The sequence below is a fragment of the Mesorhizobium sp. M0808 genome (assembly GCF_040320025.1).
Taxonomy (GTDB): Bacteria; Pseudomonadota; Alphaproteobacteria; order Rhizobiales; family Rhizobiaceae; genus Mesorhizobium.
In genome coordinates, this window is record NZ_JAMYOX010000016.1 from 16226 (window position 1) to 38127 (window position 21902).

Annotated in this window: 22 protein-coding genes; 12 read left to right on the forward strand and 10 right to left on the reverse strand. The window is 64.3% G+C overall.

The genetic code is table 11. The annotated features are described in order from the left end of the window. Positions 1–43 precede the first annotated feature (43 nt). Positions 44–1321: a polyhydroxyalkanoate depolymerase gene (locus NKI25_RS18995; protein WP_023675910.1), complete on the reverse strand. Its 1278-nt coding sequence runs from the start codon at positions 1319–1321 to the stop codon at positions 44–46. A 255-nt stretch (positions 1322–1576) separates the two neighbouring features. After that, positions 1577–1936, reverse strand: a complete 360-nt coding sequence (locus NKI25_RS19000; protein WP_023675909.1) for a septal ring lytic transglycosylase RlpA family protein — start codon at positions 1934–1936, stop codon at positions 1577–1579. A 307-nt stretch (positions 1937–2243) separates the two neighbouring features. Between NKI25_RS19000 and NKI25_RS19005 the strand changes: the two genes are divergently transcribed. Beyond that, the gene (locus NKI25_RS19005; protein WP_023675908.1) at positions 2244–2429 is read left to right on the forward strand and encodes a hypothetical protein; all 186 of its coding nucleotides are present in this window, start codon (positions 2244–2246) and stop codon (positions 2427–2429) included. A gap of 59 nt (positions 2430–2488) precedes the next feature. Here NKI25_RS19005 and NKI25_RS19010 read toward each other — a convergent pair whose 3' ends face one another. From NKI25_RS19010 to tauA, 4 genes are all read right to left on the reverse strand, one after another. Next, positions 2489–2677 (reverse strand): hypothetical protein, encoded by a 189-nt coding sequence (locus NKI25_RS19010; protein ID WP_023675907.1) that lies wholly within the window; start codon positions 2675–2677, stop codon positions 2489–2491. A 19-nt stretch (positions 2678–2696) separates the two neighbouring features. Beyond that, positions 2697–3563: an ABC transporter permease subunit gene (locus NKI25_RS19015; protein WP_352999050.1), complete on the reverse strand. Its 867-nt coding sequence runs from the start codon at positions 3561–3563 to the stop codon at positions 2697–2699. Then, positions 3560–4333: a taurine ABC transporter ATP-binding protein gene (locus tag NKI25_RS19020; RefSeq protein WP_352591888.1), complete on the reverse strand. Its 774-nt coding sequence runs from the start codon at positions 4331–4333 to the stop codon at positions 3560–3562. Before NKI25_RS19020 ends, NKI25_RS19015 begins: the two co-directional genes overlap by 4 nt. A gap of 108 nt (positions 4334–4441) precedes the next feature. After that, complete coding sequence (tauA, locus tag NKI25_RS19025) at positions 4442–5455, reverse strand: taurine ABC transporter substrate-binding protein (protein WP_023675904.1); 1014 nt, start codon at positions 5453–5455, stop codon at positions 4442–4444. 339 nt (positions 5456–5794) lie between these two features. Here tauA and NKI25_RS19030 point away from each other — a divergent pair, with 339 nt between their 5' ends. The 4 genes from NKI25_RS19030 to NKI25_RS19045 all read left to right on the forward strand — a co-directional run bounded on the left by NKI25_RS19030 (position 5795) and on the right by NKI25_RS19045 (position 8666). Next, entirely contained in the window at positions 5795–5986 is a 192-nt protein-coding gene (locus NKI25_RS19030) for a hypothetical protein (protein ID WP_156937312.1), read from the forward strand. 147 nt (positions 5987–6133) lie between these two features. Further along, positions 6134–6586 carry an RrF2 family transcriptional regulator gene (locus NKI25_RS19035; RefSeq protein ID WP_023675902.1) on the forward strand — a complete coding sequence of 151 codons (453 nt, stop codon included), beginning with the start codon at positions 6134–6136 and terminating at the stop codon, positions 6584–6586. A 49-nt stretch (positions 6587–6635) separates the two neighbouring features. After that, on the forward strand, positions 6636–7982 hold the full coding sequence (locus NKI25_RS19040; RefSeq protein ID WP_352999053.1) for an FAD/NAD(P)-binding protein: 1347 nt from the start codon (positions 6636–6638) through the stop codon (positions 7980–7982). Between the two features lie 330 nt (positions 7983–8312). Beyond that, positions 8313–8666 (forward strand): winged helix-turn-helix transcriptional regulator, encoded by a 354-nt coding sequence (locus NKI25_RS19045; protein WP_352570132.1) that lies wholly within the window; start codon positions 8313–8315, stop codon positions 8664–8666. 116 nt (positions 8667–8782) lie between these two features. On the opposite strand, the gene NKI25_RS19050 is transcribed toward NKI25_RS19045, so the two are convergent. After that, the gene (locus NKI25_RS19050) at positions 8783–9430 is read right to left on the reverse strand and encodes a cysteine hydrolase family protein (protein WP_352999055.1); all 648 of its coding nucleotides are present in this window, start codon (positions 9428–9430) and stop codon (positions 8783–8785) included. After that, a complete protein-coding gene (locus NKI25_RS19055) occupies positions 9427–9756 on the reverse strand; it encodes a hypothetical protein (RefSeq protein WP_352999057.1) in 330 nt (109 codons plus the stop codon). The genes NKI25_RS19050 and NKI25_RS19055 overlap by 4 nt, the downstream gene beginning before the upstream one ends. A gap of 275 nt (positions 9757–10031) precedes the next feature. On the opposite strand from NKI25_RS19055, the gene NKI25_RS19060 reads away from it, so the two are divergent. From NKI25_RS19060 to NKI25_RS19090, 7 genes are all read left to right on the forward strand, one after another. After that, complete coding sequence (locus NKI25_RS19060; RefSeq protein WP_352999059.1) at positions 10032–11456, forward strand: pyridoxal-phosphate dependent enzyme; 1425 nt, start codon at positions 10032–10034, stop codon at positions 11454–11456. Beyond that, the gene (locus NKI25_RS19065) at positions 11453–12634 is read left to right on the forward strand and encodes a cystathionine gamma-synthase (RefSeq protein ID WP_352591882.1); all 1182 of its coding nucleotides are present in this window, start codon (positions 11453–11455) and stop codon (positions 12632–12634) included. Before NKI25_RS19060 ends, NKI25_RS19065 begins: the two co-directional genes overlap by 4 nt. Positions 12635–12822: 188 nt before the next feature. Beyond that, positions 12823–13800 (forward strand): GlxA family transcriptional regulator, encoded by a 978-nt coding sequence (locus NKI25_RS19070; RefSeq protein ID WP_352999061.1) that lies wholly within the window; start codon positions 12823–12825, stop codon positions 13798–13800. Positions 13801–14091: 291 nt separating this feature from the next. Next, positions 14092–15396 carry a M24 family metallopeptidase gene (locus tag NKI25_RS19075; RefSeq protein WP_352591876.1) on the forward strand — a complete coding sequence of 435 codons (1305 nt, stop codon included), beginning with the start codon at positions 14092–14094 and terminating at the stop codon, positions 15394–15396. A 20-nt stretch (positions 15397–15416) separates the two neighbouring features. Then, complete coding sequence (locus tag NKI25_RS19080; protein ID WP_352591874.1) at positions 15417–16094, forward strand: isochorismatase family protein; 678 nt, start codon at positions 15417–15419, stop codon at positions 16092–16094. A gap of 16 nt (positions 16095–16110) precedes the next feature. Continuing rightward, positions 16111–17103, forward strand: coding sequence for an alpha/beta hydrolase (locus tag NKI25_RS19085; protein ID WP_352591871.1), 993 nt, complete (start codon positions 16111–16113; stop codon positions 17101–17103). Between the two features lie 322 nt (positions 17104–17425). After that, a complete protein-coding gene (locus NKI25_RS19090; RefSeq protein ID WP_352591870.1) occupies positions 17426–19066 on the forward strand; it encodes an ABC transporter substrate-binding protein in 1641 nt (546 codons plus the stop codon). A 138-nt stretch (positions 19067–19204) separates the two neighbouring features. Here NKI25_RS19090 and NKI25_RS19095 read toward each other — a convergent pair whose 3' ends face one another. Both NKI25_RS19095 and cysK read right to left on the reverse strand, forming a co-directional pair. Beyond that, on the reverse strand, positions 19205–20734 hold the full coding sequence (locus tag NKI25_RS19095) for a pyridoxal phosphate-dependent decarboxylase family protein (protein ID WP_352999065.1): 1530 nt from the start codon (positions 20732–20734) through the stop codon (positions 19205–19207). A gap of 25 nt (positions 20735–20759) precedes the next feature. Then, the gene (gene cysK / locus NKI25_RS19100) at positions 20760–21845 is read right to left on the reverse strand and encodes a cysteine synthase A (RefSeq protein WP_352999067.1); all 1086 of its coding nucleotides are present in this window, start codon (positions 21843–21845) and stop codon (positions 20760–20762) included. Between the last annotated feature and the right edge of the window lie 57 nt (positions 21846–21902).

A 21902-nucleotide genomic window follows, 5' to 3' on the forward strand; every position in this document is an offset into this window, starting at 1 on the left:
CGACCTGATGCGAGGTCGCGGGCGCGGCATCATCGCTGGTCGCCTATTTCTTGCCGGTCCGGACCAGTTTCGGCTTCACCGCAACGCGGTTCTGACGGCCATAGCTGGTAATGAAATCAACGATGCGCGGCACGATTTCGGAGCGGAAGCGCGAGCCGTTGAACACACCATAATGGCCGACCGCCGGCTGCATGTAATGGGCGTGCCTGTCGGCCGGGATGTTGATGCACAGGTCGTGCGCCGCCTTGGTCTGGCCGAGTCCGGAGATGTCGTCGTTCTCGCCCTCGACCGTGAACAGGGCGACATTGCGGATCGCCGAAGGGTCGACCGCCACGCCGCGATGCGTCATTTTGCCCTTGGGCAAGGCCTGGCGGACAAACACGGTGTCGACGGTCTGCAGGTAGAATTCCGCCGTCAGATCCATCACCGCCAGATATTCGTCGTAGAACTCGCGGTGCTTCTCGGCATTGTCGCCGTCATGCTTCACCAGATGCATGAAGAAGTCCTTGTGGGCGATGATGTGGCGGTCGAGGTTCATGCTCATGAACCCCGAAAGCTGCAGGAAGCCAGGATAGACCTCGCGGCCGAAGCCCGGCACCGGCCAGGGCGCGCGCATGATGACGTTGTCGCGGAACCAGTCGATGCCCTTTTCCTGCGCCAGCAGATTGACCGCCGTCGGATTGCGGCGCGTGTCGATCGGCCCGCCCATCAGCGTCATCGTCGAGGGCACGAACGGATCGCCCTTGGCTTCCATCAGTGCCGCCGCCGCCAGCACCGGCACCGAAGGCTGGCACACCGCCATCACATGGGTGTCGGGGCCCAGCGCATGCAGCATGTCGACGATGTAGTCGATATAGTCGTCAAGATCGAAGCTGCCGTCGGCCAGCGGCACCATGCGGGCGTCGACCCAGTCGGTGATATGCACGTCGGCATAGGGCAGCATCGCCTCCACCGTGCCGCGCAGCAGCGTCGCGTAGTGGCCCGACATCGGCGCGACGATCAACAGCTTCGGATCCGGCCGGCGCCCAGCCGGAACCGCGCGCTCGAAACGGACCAGGTTGCAGAACGGCCGCGACCAGACGGTGCGTTCGCTGACCTCGACGGTTTTCCAGTCGACCACGGTTTTGGTCAGGCCGAATTGCGGCTTGCCGTAGCGGCGCGTCGTGCGCTCGAACAGTTCGGCCGTTGCCGCAACCGAGCGGCCCCAGGACGTGTGTGAGACCGGATTGAGCGGATTGGAGTAGAACAGGCGCACCGCATCGGCATAGAGGCGCGCCGGCTGCAAGGCGGCGTGGTTCAGTTCGTAGAGCTGGTAGAACATCGAGAACCCCGCTGCCGACTGCGATCGAAGGGCCGACGAGCAGCGCCGAGCCTTGAATGCCTTGCGGGGAAGTTAGCAACAATCTGCTGCGATGCAATACGTCAACTTGCGTGATTTATCCTCGTTCTTTCGTCCAAGGCGTTGAGAATCCGCCTGGAACGGCAACAGCCGGCTCAGTGTGCACCTGCGAAGGCCTGGCAAGCAGCACGGCTATTGGGGACGAGCGTCGGAGGCGGTGTCCGGCCGTGGCGGCCGTTAGACCCGTGCCATGCAGACAGCGGTGTGGCCCGAGCTGATGAAGCCAAGCTGGCTGGCGGCGCCCTTCGACAGATCGAGCATCCGGCCCCTGATAAACGGGCCGCGGTCGTTGATACGCACGACGACGCTGCGGCCATTGTTGCGGTTGGTCACCTTCAGCTTGGTGCCGAACGGCAGGCTGCGATGCGCTGCGGTCAGCGCCGACGGGTTCATGCGTTCACCGGAAGCGGTTCTGGAATGCAGTGAGTACCAGGAGGCACGGCCGCACTGCGCGGCGGCGCTGGCAGTGGATGCGCCGACCATCAGGCCAGCCGCGATCATGGCCGCGACGAGCGCGGTCCGGTTGCTTTTGTTCATGTGTTGGGGACTGGCTCCGTTGACAGACCCGCGGCGGTTAGGGGCGAATGAGGCAGCAAATGCGGCAATGATCTGTCGGTTCCATGGCAATGTTACACGTTTGGAGTCGGCGCGAAACAATTTGTCAGAGATTTGCCGCAGAGCGGCACAGCTTCCTTGATGATCTTTGCACCGATCTCCGCATGTCTTGCGCAGGATCAGAGGTTAGCATCTAAGTAGAAGTTGGCGTGACCGAACCGCTTCTTTTCGCTCTTCCACCGGTACGAGGGCACGGCTGGCGATCGACTTTGAAAAGGAGTTTGCAACGATGAGATTGATCAAAAATCTGCTGGCCTTGATTGTGCTCGCCATCGGCGTGCTGTGGTCATTGCAAGGCATCGGTTGGGTCCAGGGCAGCTTCATGACCGGCCAGTCGCAATGGCTGTATGCCGGCATCGTCACCGCGCTGGTTGGCTTGGCGGGGCTGGCCTGGGCGAACCGCTCGCGCGTTTGAGCAGGGGTCGATCCTCAGGCATTCGCCGGAGCAGCACACAGCGGACCCGTGGCGGCCGCTCACCGCGACCAGTATTGCCAGCCCCAGTAGAAACTTTCGTCGCGCGGTGGCAGGCGGTTGCGCTCCGCGTCCAGATGCACCGGCGTCGGCGTTTTGCGTTCGCCGTCAGGCGGCTGTTTGTCTCCGGCCTTGATCAGGCGGAGCCAATGGCCGAAATGCGCAAACAGTACAGCGGTGGAATGGGGCATCGTCACGTCTCCGGTCCGGTTACTCCCGCCCCGCCCACGGGACGAGCACCCGCTCGATCCTGCGGATGATGAATTCGAGCACGAAGGCAATGGCCGCGATCACCAGGATGCCCATCACCGCCACGTCGGTGACGAGGAACTGGGCAGCGGACTGGATCATGAAGCCAAGCCCACGCGTCGCGGCCACCAGCTCGGCGGCGACAAGCGTCGACCAGCCGGCGCCAAGCGCGATGCGCAGACCGGTCAGGATCGAGGGCAGCGCGCTGGGTAGGATCACCTGCCTGATCACTTGGCGCCGCGTGGCGCCAAGTGAGCGCGCTGCATTGATGCGGTCCTTCGATACGCCGCGAACACCCGATGCCGTCGACAGCGCAACTGGCGCCAGCATGGCAATGGCAATCACCAGGATCTTGGACGGCTCGCCAATGCCGAACCAGATAATGATCAGCGGCAGATAGGCGAGCGGCGGGATCGGCCGCAGGAATTCGAGCAGCGGATCGAAGATGCCGCGCCCGATCGTGCTGACGCCGATCGCCAGCCCGATGGGAACGCCGACGAAAACGGCCGCGATCAGCGCTGCAAACACCCGCCACAGGCTGGCGGCAATATGCTGGGCGAGCGTCGCGTCGACAAAGCCGTCACGGGCGACGAGGACAAATTTGTTCCAGACTGCCACGGGCGACGGCAGGAAAACCGGCGACACCAATTGCAGGCGGGCCGATACCGTCCACGCCGCCAGCACCACCAGAATGGTGATTGCGCTGACCATGCGGGCCGAAACGCGGCTGCGTCTCGGCGGCGGCCGCGACCATGGCACCGACAGTGCGTCGGCTCCGTCGTCGATATTGGAGCGCTGCGGCCGCTCGGTGTAGGAGGAAATGGTCACGCCGCCTCTCCTTCGAAGATCGCGTCGGTCAGTTCGCTGCGCGCCGCCACAAACGCGGGATCGGCCTTGATGCTGCGAATGGCCTCGCCGGCTGCATAGCGCCGGCTGAAGCCGGTCTCGAAGCTCCACACCACCCGGCCAGGGCCGGGAGCGAGCACAATGATACGGGTGGCAAGAACCAGCGCTTCGTCGATGCCGTGCGTGACCATCAGCACGCCGACCTGGCTTGCCGTCCACAGATCGAGCAGCGTCGTCTGCATGCGTTCCCGGGTCAGCGCATCGAGTGCGCCCAGCGGCTCGTCGAGCAGCAGGAATTGCGGTTCGGCCGCCAGCGCCCGGGCCAGGCCGACGCGCTGGCGCATGCCGCCGGAAAGCTCCCAGATGCGCTTGTCGCCGGCGCCGTCGAGTTTCACCAGCGCCAGAAGGTCGTCGGCAGTCCGCGCCCGTTCGGCGGCCCTGACACCGCGCAGCCTGAGCGCAAAGGCGACATTTTCCCGCGCGGTCAGCCACGGAAACAGCGCGTCGTTCTGGAACACGACGGCGCGGTCAGAACCTGGCGCCGTGATCGGCCTGCCGCCAATCGTGGCGCGTCCGCGCACAGGCTCGACCAGGCCCGCAGCGACGTTGAGCAACGAGGTCTTGCCGCAGCCTGAGCGGCCGACCAGGACAACGAAGTCATCCTTGGCGATCTCAATCGACACATTTTCGACCGCCGGCGCCGGCTGACCGTCATAGTGGACCGAGACCTTGTCGAGCACGAGATGCGTCATGGGAACCTCGCCGATATTCCGAATCTGTCTGCCCCGAAGCCGCTCCTCGCAAGCGGTTCGGGGCAGGGAGCACGCGGCGTCAGGGAAGGAGAACCGCGCGCGTTGGCGTCAGTTCGAGGCAAGCGCTTCGCTGACATATTTCGACGACACGTATTTCGAATAATCCGGCAGCACGGCGTCAATCTTGCCCTGCTCCTTGAGGAAGGCCGATGTCGCCTCGACCGCCTTGACCGTGCCGCCACCGAGGAACTTGTCCGAGGCTTGCTCCTCGAGCGTCGGGAAGACATAGCCCCTCAATAGTTGCGGCACGTCCTCCAGCTTGGCCCCGGTGATCGTGGCGATCTTCGCCGCTTGCGGCGACGTCACCGACCAGACGTCCGGCTTGGCCAGGAACTCGGCATAGGCCGCGCCCGTCACTTTGACGAAGTCGCGCACCGCTTCCGGGTTCCTTTCGGCGAAGTCGGTGCGCACGATCCAGGCGTCGAAGGTCGGCGCGCCCCAGGCGGCGACCTGCGAGGAATCCAGCACGACCTTGCCCGAAGTCTTGATCTGGCCGAGTGCCGGATCCCAGACATAGGCGGCGTCGATGTCGCCGCGCGCCCATGCCGCCGCGATCTCCGGCGGCCGCAGATTGAGAATATCGACCGACTTCGGGTCGACACCCTCATGCTTCAGCGCGGCAAGCAGGCTGTAATGCGTCGTCGAAACGAAGGGCACCGCCACCTTCTTGCCGGCAAGGTCGGCGGCCTTCTCGATGCCGGCGCCGTTGCGGGCGACAAGGGCTTCGGATTCGCCGATCAGCCCGACAATGAAGATTGTCTGGATGGGAAGCTCGTGGCTCGCCGCCGCCGCCAGCGGGCTCGAGCCGACATAACCGATGTCGACCGAACCGGAAGCGATCGCCGCGATCACGTCGGCGCCGGAATCGAATTTCCGCCAGTCGATTGTCGCCTTGGTCGCGCTCTCATAGGCGCCGTCGGCCTGCGGCACCTTCGAGGGTTCGACGACCGTCTGGTAGCCGATAGTGATCTTGAGGTCCTGCGCATCGGCTGGGCCGAGAAAGGCCGCACCAGCCAAGGCCGCCGAGGACAAGAGAACGATACGTCGCGAAATGGTGGACATGAAAGGCTCCTTGAAAAACGAGAAAAACCCGGATTGCGTTTCATAGTCACCTAACTCTATCGTCCTGGTAGAGTTAAATCCTTCCAATCGGTTCGGTCTTGTTAGAAAAAGTCATCTGGCTATGGCAGTTCGCGCGCTTCTGGGTGACGGCCCGGGTGAGAACCATCATCCTTGCCCGGGAACCGCTTCCACGTCGTCCATGCGCGCAACAAGGATTTCCCGTTTTCGCCCCTGCATCGGCAAACCCGTGCTGTGAATAGCCAAGAAATTGGAAACAAGTTCCCTGTGTTCGCGGTTAAGTCTAGTATCCTTATCGACATTGAAGGATTGGAGAGGACGATGAGCGACGCCACCCTCCTTGTTGCCGCGCGCGGCATGCTTTGGCCTTCAAATTCAGGGGCAGAAGCTGCTGTCGGTATTCTCGCCAATGGGGACATTCCTGCCGCCGGCCAGTTTGGCGGTGCGCCATTGGCGGCGGCTTCTGTGCTTCCAAGAGCACAAGCCCCGGCCAAAATGGCCATTGCGGCGTGAAAACGAAGCAAAATCAACGTTTCTCGGCTTGTATATCATGTCACTAGAATTTATCTGTAGTGACAGCTTGGACGCGGCGGGGAGGCACGCCAGGCGTTTCGCAACCGGTGGCCTTGCGCCATCGCATGACAGAGAAACGTTCGGGTTATGCTCACGAAAAAAGGTAAATACGGCCTCAAGGCGCTCGTCCATCTGGCGCGCCTGCCGGTTGGACAGCTCGCCTTCGTCAACGACATCGCCACAGGAAACAATATTCCGAAGAAGTTCCTCGATGCCATCCTTGGCGAATTGCGCAATGCCGGTTTCGTTCAGAGCCGCAAGGGCAAGGAGGGCGGCTACCGGCTGGCACGCCCGGCGGACGAGATCAAGGTCGGCCACGTCGTGCGCGTGCTCGACGGACCGCTTGCCCCCATTCCTTGCGCCAGCCGCACCCAGTATCAGCGCTGCGAAGACTGCAACGAGGCGACATGCCAAGTCCGACACCTGATGCTGGAGGTCCGGCAGGCCATCGCCGAGGTGCTGGACCAGCGCAGCCTCGCCGAAATGCGCGACATCGCCGGCGACGAGGATTTTTCGGCGGCGTTGAAAATCCAAGCCTGAACCAATCTCTCCTGAGCCGGCGACGATCGCCAGGACAGCTGGTGTGCGCATGACCGTGCGCGCTACGCCAAGTTCGATCATCATTGTCGGTGGCGGCGCCAGCGGCGTCGTGCTTGCCGCGCATCTGCTGAAGTCGCCCAATCCCGATCTACGTGTCAGCTTGATCGAAAAACGCCCTCATTTTGGGCAAGGCATGGCCTATTCAACGCTGCTGTCGGCACATGTGCTGAATGTCAGCGCGTCGGGCATGAGCGCCTATGCCGACGATCCCGGCAATTTCTCGCGCTGGCTGCTTGAACGCGGCCTGGCAACGCCGGAACAGGCGCCGGTCTATGCGCCGCGCAGCGTCTACGCCCGCTATCTCAAGGAGCTCCTCGACGAGCTCGAGGCGCGTGAGCAGCAGACGGGCCGGCTGCGCCTGATCCGCGAGGAGAGCCTGTCGATCTCGCCGACCGCGTCAGGCGTCGAAGTGGCGCTGGCCAATGGCACCAGCGTGGTCGCGCATCTTGCCGTGCTCGCCACCGGGCATGACGAAGAGCCGGGGGCGGGGCAGGGGCATGCGATCAGGATGGGATCCGAGGCGGACACTGCGCTCGACCCCGAAGCCCGAGTCCTGGTGCTGGGCACCGGCTTGAGCATGGTCGATGCCTTCCTGTCGCTCGAGCAGCGCGGCCACCGCGGCGCGATCGTCGCGGTGTCGCGGCGCGGCCTGCTGCCTTCGCCGCATCGCAAGGGCAATCCGATCAAGCTCGACGTTGCCGACATTCCGCTCGGCACCCAGCTTTCCTATTTCGTCGGCTGGTTCCGCGACCTGATCCGGGAAAACCAGAAGGCCGGCATCGACTGGCGCGACGTCGTCGACGGTCTGAGACCCTTCAACCAGAAGATCTGGCAGAACTGGCCGTCCTCGGCCAAGCGCCGCTTCGTCGAGCACACCAAAGCCTGGTGGGACATCCACCGCCACCGCATGGCGCCTGAAGTCTACGCCCGCGTTGCCGAGGCGGTGCAAGCGGGCCGCATCCGCCTTGTCGCCGGGCGCGTCGTCGAGATCGCCGCCGGCGACGGCTTCAGCGTACAGGTCCAGTCCCGCCACACGCAGCGACTCGAAAGGTTCGACGTCACCCGCATCTATGATTGCACAGGCATCGCCAGGGACATCTCGACCACCTCGAACAGCGTGGTGCGGTCGCTGGTCGAGCGTGGGCTGGCACGGCCGGATCCGCTGCGCCTCGGCCTCGACGTGACCGCGAACTGCGAGGTCATCGCCGGCGACGGCACGGTATCCGCCAAGATCCTCGCCGTCGGGCCACTGACGCGCGGCACCTTCTTCGAAATCGACGCCATTCCCGATATTCGCGTGCAGTGCGCGCGGCTGAGCAAGCGCTTGCTCGGATGAGGGCGCCTCTGTCTTGACGCGATCTCGGATGCAAGACCGCTGTCGTCGGGTGAAAAGATCTCGACCGCAGAGCCGCATTCGGTGAAGGCGAACCAGGGTGCGGGAGCTCGCTCCACCAGAAGCCGACCGGCCAGCCCGTGGTGGTCGAGACAGCCAGGCGATGACGCCACACGTTTCGGCCGTCTCGCATCGACCGGATTGATGTCGCGCACGCACGTCTTCGTTCTCCTCCATGGATTTTGTAGCCAGCCAGGCCGTGAGCCGCGACCCTGGCCAGATGGCCGGGCAAATTCTGCTTTCGTGGTCACCGTGCCTTGCCTACCATGGCGCATGACCCAACGCGGAAGACTCTACGGCTGTCCGGTCGAGTTCGCGCTCGACGCGCTCGGCGGCAAATGGAAGACGGTGATCCTGGCGCGCATCAAGGAACAGCCGATGCGCTATTCCGACCTGCGCCGGCTGATCCCCTCACTCTCGGACAAGATGCTGACGCAGCGCCTGGCCGAGCTTGTCGAGATCGGCTTCGTCACGCTCGAGACGTCGCCCGACGGCAAGGGGCGCTACGCCTTGACCGGTCGCGGCGGTGATCTCGCCGCTGCGCTCCAGGCACTCTATGACTGGGGCAGCGTGCATGGCCGCGCTGAGGGCGTGCGTTTTCGCACCGATAGCGCAGCCACCACCTAGATCAATTCCGGGAAAGCGCGGAGCGGTTTTTCCATCTGCAATTGCCTGAAAACAAAGGCATAGAGCGGTTCGGCGTTCCCGTGAAACTGTGGGTCGCGCCGGCAAGCCGACTGCCCTCAACCCGCGCCGGCAAGCGCGCTGCAGAAGCTTGCGACGTCGGTGACGACGGCTTCGCCGAGGAAGCGTAGCGTCGCCATCGAGCGGTCGCGCGCTTCGCGGTTGCCGAAGCCACAGGCGTCCTCGATTACCATGGCGACAAAGCCATTGTCGGTCGCCTGGCGAACGGTCGGCTCGATGCCGATCTCCATGGCGATGCCAGCGAGCGCTATCGTGCGCACGCCGCAATCGCGCAAGGCAAAGCCGAGCGCGGTGGAATCGAAGGCCGACATCGTGAGCTTGTCGAACACCGCCTCGTCATCGCGGGGTTCCAGCTCGGGCACGATCCGCGTCGCTTCGGCGTCGCGCGGGAACCACGGCTCGACCGTGTCGGGGCTGTCGCACCGCTGCCAGGCCATGGCGGTGCGCAGCTGCGTCGCGCCCATCCATTTGCGCGGCAGCGACAGATGGCGCGTGAACGCCACCCGCATTCCGGCCCCGCGCGCCGCTTCCAGCACCGTGCCGGTACACTCGACGATGGTCGCGGCGCCGGCCACCTGGCGACAGATGCCGACCTGCATGTCGTAGACCACCAGCGCCGTGCGGCGCGGATCGCACCACTCAGCCAGGCTGGCCGGGATTTCGATCCCGTCGCTCGCCCGGATCATGCCGCCGTCCGGTCCCATGGCTTGGCGATATCGACCGTCGGATCGAACAGGAATTCAAGCGGCAATGGCGCGTCGAAGGCGATGAAGTGCCATTCCAGCAGCCCGGCCTTTGACAGCGGGAAGTCCTCGGTGTAGCGCCGCGCTTCCGCGACGCTATCGAGCTCGAAGACGATGATGACGCCGCCAATATCGGCGCGCGCATAATTCTCGCGCACGATCCCCGCCTTCCAGAGCCGCCAGACATTCGAAACTTCGTCGCGCAGATAAGGCCGCAAATCGTCGAGCGCGACGCCGGGCCTGAAATTGTCATAGGCAAGAATCTTCATCGGCCGTTCCTTGCATTGCTGTTCGCCCAGCGCCGGGTAGCATGGCGGAATCGGCGGCCGCAACGAACGAGATGGTGCGTTTAGTCCCAGGCAGGTTCTGCAAATCCTTTGCCCTACCTAGAGGCCCCGCCCGACGAAGCTTTCGCGAAATTCCATTCCCCTGCTGGCGGCCGGATTGGCACGATCTATCTTCTTTCCAACTGCAAACGGCTGGAAAAGACGGTAGGTTGCCGTCTTCCAGGGCGGTTGCTCATTCTGGCAACGGAGCATCTGACATGAGCAAGCACAAGATCGTGGCACCGGACGATGCATCGTCCCGCCTGCGCCCGCCCTATGCCTCGGTTCTCGACCTGATCGGGCAGACGCCGGTCGTCGAGCTGACCAAATTCGACATCGGCAAGTGCCGGCTGTTCATCAAGCTCGAAAGCCAGAATCCCGGCGGCTCGATCAAGGACCGCATCGCGCTGTCGATGATTGCCGCCGCCGAAAAACAGGGCAAACTGAAACGCGGCGGGACGATCGTGGAGGCGACCGCCGGCAATACCGGTCTTGGTCTCGCCCAGGTCGGCATCCCCAAGGGATACCGCATCATCCTCGTCGTGCCCGACAAGATGTCGCGCGAAAAAATCCAGCATCTGCGGGCGCTCGGCGCGGAAGTGCGCATGACGCGTTCCGATGTCGGCAAGGGCCATGCCGAATATTATCAGGACATGGCCGAAAAGATCGCCGCCGAGTTGCCCGGCGCCTTCTACGCCAACCAGTTTGCCAACCCGGCCAATCCGCTGGCCCACGAAACCACGACCGGGCCGGAAATCTTTCAACAGCTCGGAGGCGATGTCGATGCGGTGGTCGTCGGCGTCGGCTCCGGCGGCACGCTGACCGGACTTGGCCGCTATTTTGCGAAAGTCTCGCCGAAGACCGAGATGATTTTGGCCGATCCGGTCGGCTCGGTGCTGGCCCCGTTGATCAAGACCGGCAAGATGGTAGAGGCCGGAAGCTGGACCGTCGAAGGCATCGGCGAGGATTTCGTGCCGCCCAATGCCGATCTGTCGCTGGTCAGGAAGGCCTATTCCATCCCCGACAAGCAGAGCATGCTTGCGGTGCGCGACCTGCTTTCGAAGGAAGGCATTCTCGCCGGCTCGTCGTCCGGTACGCTGCTTTCGGCAGCGCTTCGCTATTGCCGCGAGCAGACCGTGCCGAAGCGCGTCGTTACCTTCGTCTGCGACAGCGGCAACAAGTACCTGTCGAAAGTCTTCGACGATTTCTGGCTGGTCGAGCAGGGCCTGGCCGAGCAGGAGCAGCATGGCGATCTGCGCGACCTGGTCATGCGCACGCTCCGCACCGGCGATGTCGTGTCCGTCGGCCCGGACGAAAGCCTGCTCAACGCCTATGGCCGCATGCGCCGATCGGATGTCTCGCAGCTGCCGGTGCTGGACGAGGGCAAGCTCGTCGGCATCATCGACGAAAGCGATATCCTCGCCAAGGTCGAAGGCCCCTATGACAGCCGCTGGGACCGCTTCAGGGCCCCGGTCAGTACGGCTATGACCTCTACCCTGCACACGCTGCAAGCCAGCCAGACGCTGGACGCGTTGCTGCCGGTCTTCGATCGCAACGAGGTCGCCATCGTCTTCGACGGCGACGAATTCATCGGCCTGATAACACGCATCGACCTGATCAACCATCTGAGGCGCGCCCGATGACCGTCAAAGCCACCGTATCGGGCAAAAACCGCCTCGCCTTTTCGACGCGCACCATCCATGGCGGCCAGAGCCACGACCCGACGACGGGCGCGGTGATGGTACCGATCTATGCCACTTCGACCTACGGTCAGCAGAGCCCGGGCGTGCACAAGGGCTTTGAATATGCCCGCAGCCAGAACCCGACCCGCTTCGCCTTCGAGCGCGCGGTGGCCGACCTCGAAAGCGGCACAGCCGCCTTCGCCTTCGCTTCGGGGCTGGCGGCGATCGCAACCATTTTCGAATTGCTCGATTCAGGCGCGCATATCGTCGCGACCGACGACATCTATGGCGGCACGTTCCGGCTGCTGGAACGGGTGCGCAAGCGCTCGGCCAATTTGCAGGTCGACTTCGTCGACTTCACCGACCTTGCCGCGGTCGAGGCGGCGATCCGCCCGGAAACCAAAATGCTCTGGGTCGAGACGCCGACCAACCCGCTGCTGCGTGTCGTCGACCTCGAAGGCGTCGCAGCACTTGCCAGGCGCAAGGGCGTGATGTCGGTCGCCGACAACACTTTCTGCAGCCCCTATCTGCAGCGGCCGCTGGAGCTCGGCATCGACATCGTGGTCCATTCGACGACGAAATACCTCAACGGCCATTCCGACATGGTCGGCGGCGTCGCCGTGGTCGGCGACAACAAGGATCTCGCCGACCGGCTGAAATTCCTGCAGAACGCCATCGGCGCCATTTCAGGGCCGTTCGACAGTTTCCTGGCGCTGCGCGGACTGAAGACGCTGGCGCTGAGGATGGAGCGTCATTCGTCGAACGGCCAGAAGATCGCGCACTGGCTGGAAAGCCGTCCCGACATCCGCCGTGTCATCTATCCCGGCCTGCCCAGCCACCCGCAGCACGCCATCGCCAGGCGGCAGATGCACGCCTTCGGCGGCATGATCACGGTCGAGCTCGACCGCGACCTCGCCGGCACCAAACGCTTCCTCGAACATACGCAACTGTTCACGCTGGCCGAAAGCCTCGGCGGCGTCGAAAGCCTGATCGAGCACCCGGCGCTGATGACGCACGGCTCGATCCCGGCGAAAAAACGCGCCGAGATCGGGATTTCGGATTCGCTGGTAAGGCTGTCGGCCGGGATCGAGGACGGCGATGATCTGATTGCGGATCTGGATCAGGCGCTGGCGAGCTGAGCCGGATAGCGAGACGTCGGCGGGACCCCCTTGTGGGGGAGATGTCCGGCAGGACAGAGGGGGGCGTGAGGGATCACCGACAAGCGGCAATTGTTCTGCGTCGCACCCCCAAGCTTGCACGCTATTCCGTTGACCCAGGGCGCATCTGCCTGAATTGTAGCGTCCCGATCCTTCTGGCTCCATAAGCTATGAACAACCGACAACGCCACCAACCGACGGCAAGCGACACCCCGCTCACCTTCGCCATCCTGGTCTTCCCAGGCTTTCCGATGATGGCGTTCAGCTCGGTGATCGAGCCGCTGCGCGCGGCGAACGTGCTGGCCAAGCGGGAGTGCTATCGCTGGATCATCGTCGGCGCCGCCGAAGGCCCGGTCGCGGCCTCGAACGGCGTCGTCATCCAGCCCGGCTTTGCCGCCCATGATGCGCCGAAGGTCGATCGCATCGTCGTCTGCTCAGGCGGCGATGCCGATCATCTCGTCGCGCACGATGCGGTGAGCTGGATCCGCAGGAGCCTGCGCGACGGCGCCCATATCGGTGCGGTGGCGGATGCCGCCTTCTTCCTGGCTCGGGCCGGCCTGCTCGACGGCCATGCCTGCACCTTGCACTGGACCAGCCAGGCTGCCTTCACCGAAGCGTTTCCGGATATCGAGCTGAGGCGCGATCTCTATGTCATCGACCGCAAGCGCTTCACTTCGGCCGGTGGCGTCGGCAGCCTCGAGATGATGCTGGAGATCATCACCAACGACTATGGCGCCGAGCTCGCGGCCGGCGTCGCCGAATGGTTCGTGCACAGTCCGCTGCGCTCCAGCGTCGACCGCAAGCTGATGCCGCTCAGGCTGCGGACCGGCGTGCAGAACGAACTGGTGCTGTCGGCCATCGCCATCATGGAGGATGCGGTGGAGGAGGGGCTCGGCATGGCGGAACTGGCGGGGCGACTTGGTGTCTCTTCCGATAAGCTCGAACGCAATTTCCGCTCCGAACTCAGTATCTCGCCCAACGGCTATTACCGCCGCCTGCGGCTGAAGCGTGCCGCCGACCTCTTGGCGCATTCGACGCTGATGGTGCGCGACGTCGCGCTGGCCTGCGGTTTCGCCTCGATGTCGAGCTTTGCGCGGGCGTTCCGGGAGGAGCATGGGCATGCGCCGAAGGTGATGCGGAGGCATTAGGTATTTCGGATGTTGGCGGGACAGCGCCCCCCTCTGCCCTACCGGGCATCTCCCCCTCGAGGGGGAGATTGGCAGCTTCGATGCTCCGCTCCTCCTGCGACGGTGGAAATTCACGAAAGCGGCGATGACGAGCCGATCTCCCCCCTTGAGGGGGAGATGTCCGGCAGGACAGAGGGGGGCGCCGTAGAACGCTACGGAACGACTTCAAGCGGTATTTCGCACAACATCTGCGGTATCGCGCACAGCCTCTGAACGACGTATGGCTCATCTTCCCCGCTTCAGGAGGCACCCATGAGCATCGTCGTTTTTGACCCCGACAGCACCGAGGATGTCGACTTCAAGGACCGCATGCGCCATCCGGCGGCGGCGGATCCGGCCGGCGGCATGTGGCTGTCGGACACCGAGCCGTCCTTCATCGACGCCGACGCGCTGCGCAAGGGCCGGCTGGCCAGGCTGCGCGCCTGGATGCGCGAGGCCGGCTATGGCGGCGTCGTTTTGTTCGACCCCTATAACCAGCGCTACGCCACCGGCTCGCGCAACATGTTCGGCTATTTCCTGCGCAACTCGACGCGCTACTTCTTCATCCCCACCGAAGGGCCGATCGTGTTGTTCGAATATCCGCAGAGCTACCATGTCTCGATGGTGCTCGACACGATCGACGAGGCGCGTCCGTCCAAGCTGGTCTGGTCATCGGTGTCAGGCCGCGACGACGAGACCGCCGGCCCGTTCGCCGATGAGATCGCCGAATTGCTCAAGGCGCATGGCGGCGGCTCGATGAAGCTCGGCCTTGACCGCTGCAGCCATCTGCAGGCACTGGCGCTGGAAAAGCGCGGCTGCGAGGTGCGGGATTGCCAGGGCGAGATTTTGGCGGTGCGCGCGGTCAAGACGCCCGAGGAAGTAAAATGCCTGCAGGTGTCGATGGCTGGTGCCGAGGCTGCGGTCTATGCGGTGCGCGAGGCGATCAAGCCTGGCGTTTCCGAAAACGAGCTGTTCGCCATCATGTATGGTGAGGTGATCCGGCAAGGCGGCGAGTTCATCGAGACCCGGCTGCTGACCTCGGGCCAGCGCACCAATCCGTGGTTCAACGAGGCGAGCGGCCGCAAGATCAGGCCGGGCGAACTCTTGGCGCTCGATACCGATACGATCGGCTGCTACGGCTATTATTCGGACTTTTCGCGCACCTTCCGTTGCGGACCGGGCAAGCCGACGGATTATCAGAAGTCGCTCTACCGCATGGCGCACGACCAGGTTCAGCACAATATCGGGGTCGTCAAGCCGGGCATGGCGTTTCGCGAGATTGCCGAAAGGGCCTGGAAGATACCGGACCGCTTCGTCGACCAGCGTTATACCTCGGTCATGCACGGCGTCGGCATGCATGGCGAAACGCCGTTCATCGCGCATGCCATGGACTACGAGACCTATGGCCGCGACGGTGTCATCGTGCCCGGCATGGTGGTCAGCGTCGAAAGCTATATCGGCGAGAACGGCGGCCGCGAGGGCGTCAAGCTGGAAGACGAGATCCTGATCACCGAGACCGGCACCGAGCTCCTGTCGCGCTTCCCCTATGAGGATGATTTCCTTGACAGGCTTGTTTGAGTGTTGACAGGCAGTTTTGCATGAAGAGCCCGATCTCGATCAAGCGCGGCAAGGTGGCGGCGGTGTTCATCGATCTCCAGGAGGAGCATCGGCGGGACAAGCGCTATCTGGTCGAAGGCTATGGCGACATCCTCGCCAACGTCCAGCGGCTGCAGGAGGCGGCGCGGGCCAACAATGTGCCCCTTTACCACTGGGCCTATATCGTCGATCTCGCCACGGCGCTGCCGTTCCACCCGGTCGAGGCCAGCGGCAAGTCCGCGTTTTCCGACAAGGACGATCCGCTGACTGCGATCTGCGCGGAAGTGGGCCCGGCGACAGGTGAGATGATGCTGGTCAAGACCGATGCCAGCGCCTTCCGCGCGGGGCCTGCCGCCGAGCGGCTGAAGGCCGACGGCATCGAGTGGCTGGTCGTTGCCGGCGTCTGGACCGAGGCCTGCATCGATGCCACCGTCAAGGATGCGGTGGCGCTCGGGTTTCGAGTGCTGCTGGTCAAGGATGCCTGCGGCAGCGGCAGCACGGCGATGCACCAGACGGCCATCCTCAACCTTGCCAACCGGCTCTATGGCGGTGCCGTCACCACCACCGACGGCGCCTGCCGGCTGCTGGCAGGCGAGACGGTCGAAGCCTGGCAGGTCGAGGGCTCGGTGCCGCTGCGCTTCAGCTATGAAAATGCTGCCCGGCTCTACGCCGAGCTCTGAGCGGGATCGCGCAGCGATGATCACCGAGGCCGAGCGACCCGGAACGAGAGGGCGCGGAAAATACCAAACGCTGCTCGATCCGGAGCTGTGGGCCTATATCGATCGGGTCAACGAGTGGTATCCGCCCGAAATCGTCTACATGCCGATCGACAGGCAGCGGGCGGTCTATGATGCCATGTGCCGGGCGTTTCGCGAGCCCTATCCACCCGGCGTCAAGGCCAGCGACAGCGCGGTTCCTGCCGGCGACCGTGCGATCCCGGTCCGGCGTTTCCAGATGGCGGGCACGGCGCCGCAAGCGATGGTTGTCTATTATCACGGCGGCGGCTTCGTCCTTGGCGGGCTCGACAGCCATGACGACATCTGCGCCGAGATATGCGCCGGCACCGGCTTTGCCGTGCTGTCCGCCGATTACCGGCTGGCGCCCGAGCATCTGCATCCGGCCGCTTTCGACGATGCGCTGGCCGTATTCGAATGGGCGACGGCGACGGCCGGCCTGCCGATAGTGCTCTGCGGCGAAAGCGCCGGCGGCAATCTGGCCGCTGCGGTGGCACAGGCGACACGCCGCCATCCTCGCCATGCGATCGGCCAGGTGCTGATCTATCCCGAGCTCGGCGGCCCGGAACCAGTTGGCAAAGAGAGCGCCGGCTCCTGTGTCGAGCACGCCGAAGCGCCGCTGCTGACGTTGCGCGACATCGAGTTCTATCGCCAGATCCGGTCGGCGAAGGGACAGTCGCAGGACGACCCGACCTTTTCGCCGCTCAGCGACACCGACTTCTCCGGGCTGCCGCCGACGGTCATCGTCACCGCGCAATGCGACCCGCTGTCCTCGGAAGGCGAGGCCTATCGCGACCGCATCCTGGCCGCCGGCGGTCGCGCCTGGTGGCATGAGGAGCCGCGCCTCGTGCATAGCTTTCTACGCGCCCGCAAGACCGTACCGCGAGCCGGCGAAGCCTTCGGGCGCATCATTGCGGCCATCGCCGCGCTCGGCAAAGGCGACTGGCCTTACTGAGGTTGCGAAGGCCCCCTCATCCGGCCGCTTCGCGTTCACCTTCTCCCCGCTGGGGAGAAGAGGCTGGCATCAACGCTGGCGACCTCCTCTCCCCCCGGGGGAGAGGTCGGATTGCCCCGAATTGCTCTTCGTAATTCGGTTGGCAATCCGGGTGAGGGGGACCTTCCGTTTGCGGAACAGCGCACAAGAACTGCGGAAGTCCGAACACTCTCCCACGGGAGCTCGCCCTATCATCCCCGAGGCAATGGCGGCTCCGGCGATCGCATCCGTCCCCCGCGTTTGGCGATCGGCAGAGGTGCCCAACAACAGGGGAATGACGACAATGAAGTTCATGCTGACCGATCGAAAACTGCATCCGCAGGCCGAGCCCGTCGCCGATGGCTTCAAGAAAGGCCAGATGAACCGGCGCGAATATCTCGCCACCATGGCTGCGCTCGGCGTCAGCGCTACCGGCGCGCTGGCGCTCGGCGGGCTTGCGCCGTCACCGGCCAGGGCCAAGGAGCCGAAGCGCGGCGGCATCTTGCGTGTCGCCATGAACGTCAAGGGCTGGAAGGATCCGCGCACCTTCGACGGCGTCGAGATGTCCAACGTCGCCCGCCAGTGCAACGAATATTTGGTGCGCTGGAAGCGCGACTTCACCTTCGAGCCATGGCTGCTCGAGAGCTGGGAAACCAGCGACGACGCCCGCGTGCTGACGCTGCATGTCCGCAAGGGCATCACCTGGTCGAACGGCGACACCTTCAACGCCGACGACGTGATCCACAATCTGACGCGCTGGTGCGATGCGTCCGTCGCCGGCAATTCGGTCGCCGCGCGCATGGGCGCACTGGTCAACGCCGATACCAAGAAGCCCGTCGACGGCGGCATCGAGCGCGTCGACGACGTCACCGTTCGGCTCAATTTGCCGAAGCCCGACATTTCGCTGATCGCCGGCATGGCCGACTACCCGGCGCTGATCATGCACCGCAGCTATGAAGGCGACGGCGATCCGCTGAAGGCATTGGCGATCACCACCGGGCCTTGCGAACTCGTGGCATGGGACGCCGAAGTCGGCGCCGAAGTCCGCCGCAAAGACGAGCCATGGTGGAAGGGCGAGTTCTACCTCGACGGCATCAAATGGGTGGACTACGGCTCCGACCCCAATGCGATGCTGTCGGCCTTTGAATCGGGCGAGATCGACACCGACCACGAAACCGCCTCCGACACGGTTGCGCAGACCGACTCCATGGGCCTGAGCAATTCGGAAATCGCCACCGGCTCGACCATCGTCGCGCGGTTCAATATCGGCAATCCGCCCTATGACGACATCAAGGTGCGCCGCGCCGCCCAGCTCGCCGTCGACAACGCCGCCGTGCTGAAGATCGGCATGGACAACCGCGGCAAGCCTGCCGAGAACCATCATGTCGGGCCGATGCATCCCGAATATGCCGATATCGGCCCGGCCGTCCGCAACATTGATCAAGCCAAGGCCCTGCTCGCCGAGGCCAGCAAGGCCGACCACGAATACGAACTCATCTCGGTCGACGTCGACTGGCAGAAGAGCACCGGCGACGCCATCGCCGCGCAGATGCGCGAGGCCGGGCTGAAGATCAAGCGCACCGTGCTGCCGGCCGCGACCTTCTGGAACGACTGGAGCAAATATCCTTTCTCCTGCACGGAATGGCTCGGCCGGCCGCTCGGCGTCCAGGTGCTGGCGCTCGCTTATAAGTCTGGCGCCGCGTGGAACGAGAGCGCCTACGCCGATCCGGAATTCGACAGTCTGCTCGACAAGGCGCTGGCGATGCCCGATCCCGGCGCCCGCAAGGAGCTCATGGCCAAGATCGAACAGAATCTGCGCGATTCCGGCGTCATCATCCAGCCCTACTGGCGCTCGGTCTACCGCACCTACCGCAAGGGCGTGCATGGCTGCGAGCAGCACCAGTCGCTCGAGCAGCATTTCGAGAAGGTTTGGCTCGAGGCGTAGCCTTGCAGACGACCATTGTCGGGGCCAGCGCCGCTCCTTCTTCCTTCTCCCCTTGTGGGAGAAGGTGGATTGGCGCGCAGCGCCAAGACGGTTGAGGGGTGCGGACGGAGTGCCGTCAGTATCAAGCTGGAACACCCCTCATCCGGCCGTTTCGCGTCCACCTTCTCCCACAAGGGGAGAAGGAAGAGCCACGCCAGGCCTTGAAATCTCCAGTCCAAGCCGCACGGTCTCCCGCACCAGCAGGTCCAGATCGTCGCGCCGGGTGCGGTGGTTGTTGATCGCCACCCTGAGGCTATGCTGGCCATGCACCGTCGTGTCGGAAATGGCGGCGATGCCTTCTTCCTGCAGCCTCAACATGATCTCGGTATTGAGCGCTTTCAGGCGCTCCCCGCCCAGTCCGTCCGCGCGGTAGCGAAAGCAGACGATGTTTATGCTCACCGGCGCTACCAGTTCGAGTGCCGGTTCGGCCGCGATCAGCGCGCCGAGATAATGCCCTTGCGCGATGTTCTGGTCGATCAGCCGGCCGAACTTTTCGATGCCGTGCTCTCGCAACGCCATCCACACCTTCAGAGCGCGAAAGCCGCGCGTCGTCTGCAGGCCGTAATCGTGCAGCCATTGGCCGGAGGCCAGGCCGCGCGGCGTCGATTCCAGATATTCCGGCGTCACCGCGAACGTGCCGCGATGCACGGAGGCATCCCGGATCAGCGCGCAGCCGACCTCGAATGGCGCGTGCAGCCATTTATGCGGATCGAGCGCGATCGAGTGGGCGTGCTCGATGCCGGCAACGCGATGCGAATTGTCCGGCGCAATCGCAAGCAAGGCGCCGATGCAGCCATCGACGTGAAACCACAGATCCTCTTTTGCCGCCAGGTCAGCCAGCGCTTGCAGATCGTCGATTGCGCCGGTGTTCACCGTGCCGGCCGTACCGATTACGCAGGCCGGCTTGAAGCCGGCGTTGCGGTCCTCGGCGATCGCCGCCCGCAACGCAGCGATGTCGATCCGCAGCCCGGCATCGCTCGGGATGCGACGCAGCGCCCGGTTGCCGAGGCCGAGCACTTCCATCGCCTTGCGGTGACAGGAGTGAAGCTGGTCGGAGCCGTAGAAACGCAGCGGCTTGTCGATGCCGGCAACGCCGTGCTCGCGTATGTCGATGCCGGCCTTGGCGTTGCGCGCCACGGTCAGCCCGATGATGTTGGCCATCGAGCCGCCGCTGACCAGCGTGCCGCTGGCCGATTGCGGAAAGCCCAGCATCTGCTTCAGCCAATCGACGACCTGGCCGTCCATCAAGGCGGCGGCGTGGTTGCCGCCGCCGAGGTTGGAGCCCTGGATCGCCGCCAGGAAATCACCGAGCGCCCCGGTGAAATTGCTCGACCCCATGTACCAGGCCCAGAAGCGCGGATGGATATTGCCCATTGGATAGGCCATCAGCTTCTTGACAACGTCGCCATAGACATCGGCCAGCGGCGTTGGCGATTGCGGCAGGGACGCGGTGAAGAACTCCCTCACATCTCCAGGCATCTCCTGCCACACCGGCCGCTCTCTGACATCGCGCAGGTAAGCGACGGCATCGTCGACGATTCGATGCGACAGGGCCTGCACGTCGGCCCAGTCCGAGGGGTCAAGCGTTTCCTCGGCGGTCGTGGCGGGCAATCCAGACGGCGTGTCCATGCAGGTCGCTCCCGATATGCCGCCGTCACGCCGGAAACTGGCAGCCGGGCGTCGACTGCGAAAGCGCAGTCTCCTCGGCGTCCATCTCCGCCTCGATGCCGTCGAACAGCGGTGTCGTCATGTAGCGTTCGCCAGTATCGGGCAGCATGCACAGGATCACCGAGCCGGGCGCCGCCTTTTCCGCGATCTGCCGCGCCACCGCGAAGGTCGCTCCGCCGGAGATGCCGGTGAAAATCCCTTCCTTCTGCGCCAGCGCCTTGGCCCATTTCATGCCCTCGGGCCCGGCAATCGGCACCACCTCGTCATAGAGGCTTGCGTCTATCGCCTCCTGCAGCACGTCCGGAATGAAGTCGGGCGTCCAGCCCTGGATCGGATGCGGCTCGAACGCCGGATGGCTGGCGGCAGGCGCGCCGCTGGTGCCGCGCTGCTGCGGCTTGCCGCTGCCGATAAGCTGCGCATTGGCCGGTTCGGCGAGCACGATCCGGGTCTCCGGCCGCTCGCGGCGCAGCACGCGTCCGACGCCGGCGACGGTGCCGCCCGTGCCGTAGCCGGTGACGAAGCAGTCGAGCCGCGAGCCGGCGAAATCGTTGATGATCTCGCGCGCCGTCGTCGCTTCGTGAATGGCGGCGTTGGCCTTGGTTTCGAACTGGCGGGCCAGGAACCAGCCATTGGCTTCGGCGAGCTCCGCCGCCTTCTTGTACATGCCGAAACCCTTCTGGGCGCGCGGCGTCAGCACCACCTTGGCGCCCAGCATGCGCATCAGCTTGCGGCGTTCGATGGAAAAGCTGTCGGCCATCGTCACCACCAGCGGATAGCCCTTCTGGGCGCAGACCATGGCAAGGCCGATGCCGGTGTTGCCGCTGGTCGCCTCGACCACGGTCTGGCCAGGCTTTAGAGCGCCGCTGCGCTCGCCTTCCTCGATGATGTTGAGCGCCAGCCGGTCCTTCACCGAGGCGGCGGGATTGAAGAACTCGGCCTTCACATAGATCGTGGCATGGTCCGGTCCGAGATTATTGATGCGGATCACCGGCGTATCGCCGACCGTGTCGAGAATGCTGTCGAACAGACGGCCGCGCCCGGCGGTGGTTCTGATTTTCTGTTGATGCAACATGTCGATCTCCTCGCCTTGTCGTTGTCTCTTGTCGTCACGGGCCGGTTACAGACCGGT

Bases quoted from the DNA above. Each gene is read 5' to 3' on its own strand.
- NKI25_RS18995 (WP_023675910.1), bottom strand. From the start codon at position 1,321: ATGTTCTACCAGCTCTACGAACTGAACCACGCCGCCTTGCAGCCGGCG.
- NKI25_RS19000 (WP_023675909.1), bottom strand. From the start codon at position 1,936: ATGAACAAAAGCAACCGGACCGCGCTCGTCGCGGCCATGATCGCGGCT.
- NKI25_RS19005 (WP_023675908.1), top strand. From the start codon at position 2,244: ATGAGATTGATCAAAAATCTGCTGGCCTTGATTGTGCTCGCCATCGGC.
- NKI25_RS19010 (WP_023675907.1), bottom strand. From the start codon at position 2,677: ATGCCCCATTCCACCGCTGTACTGTTTGCGCATTTCGGCCATTGGCTC.
- NKI25_RS19020 (WP_352591888.1), bottom strand. From the start codon at position 4,333: ATGACGCATCTCGTGCTCGACAAGGTCTCGGTCCACTATGACGGTCAG.
- tauA (WP_023675904.1), bottom strand. From the start codon at position 5,455: ATGTCCACCATTTCGCGACGTATCGTTCTCTTGTCCTCGGCGGCCTTG.
- NKI25_RS19030 (WP_156937312.1), top strand. From the start codon at position 5,795: ATGAGCGACGCCACCCTCCTTGTTGCCGCGCGCGGCATGCTTTGGCCT.
- NKI25_RS19035 (WP_023675902.1), top strand. From the start codon at position 6,134: ATGCTCACGAAAAAAGGTAAATACGGCCTCAAGGCGCTCGTCCATCTG.
- NKI25_RS19040 (WP_352999053.1), top strand. From the start codon at position 6,636: ATGACCGTGCGCGCTACGCCAAGTTCGATCATCATTGTCGGTGGCGGC.
- NKI25_RS19045 (WP_352570132.1), top strand. From the start codon at position 8,313: ATGACCCAACGCGGAAGACTCTACGGCTGTCCGGTCGAGTTCGCGCTC.
- NKI25_RS19050 (WP_352999055.1), bottom strand. From the start codon at position 9,430: ATGATCCGGGCGAGCGACGGGATCGAAATCCCGGCCAGCCTGGCTGAG.
- NKI25_RS19055 (WP_352999057.1), bottom strand. From the start codon at position 9,756: ATGAAGATTCTTGCCTATGACAATTTCAGGCCCGGCGTCGCGCTCGAC.
- NKI25_RS19060 (WP_352999059.1), top strand. From the start codon at position 10,032: ATGAGCAAGCACAAGATCGTGGCACCGGACGATGCATCGTCCCGCCTG.
- NKI25_RS19065 (WP_352591882.1), top strand. From the start codon at position 11,453: ATGACCGTCAAAGCCACCGTATCGGGCAAAAACCGCCTCGCCTTTTCG.
- NKI25_RS19070 (WP_352999061.1), top strand. From the start codon at position 12,823: ATGAACAACCGACAACGCCACCAACCGACGGCAAGCGACACCCCGCTC.
- NKI25_RS19075 (WP_352591876.1), top strand. From the start codon at position 14,092: ATGAGCATCGTCGTTTTTGACCCCGACAGCACCGAGGATGTCGACTTC.
- NKI25_RS19080 (WP_352591874.1), top strand. From the start codon at position 15,417: ATGAAGAGCCCGATCTCGATCAAGCGCGGCAAGGTGGCGGCGGTGTTC.
- NKI25_RS19085 (WP_352591871.1), top strand. From the start codon at position 16,111: ATGATCACCGAGGCCGAGCGACCCGGAACGAGAGGGCGCGGAAAATAC.
- NKI25_RS19090 (WP_352591870.1), top strand. From the start codon at position 17,426: ATGAAGTTCATGCTGACCGATCGAAAACTGCATCCGCAGGCCGAGCCC.
- NKI25_RS19095 (WP_352999065.1), bottom strand. From the start codon at position 20,734: ATGGACACGCCGTCTGGATTGCCCGCCACGACCGCCGAGGAAACGCTT.
- cysK (WP_352999067.1), bottom strand. From the start codon at position 21,845: ATGTTGCATCAACAGAAAATCAGAACCACCGCCGGGCGCGGCCGTCTG.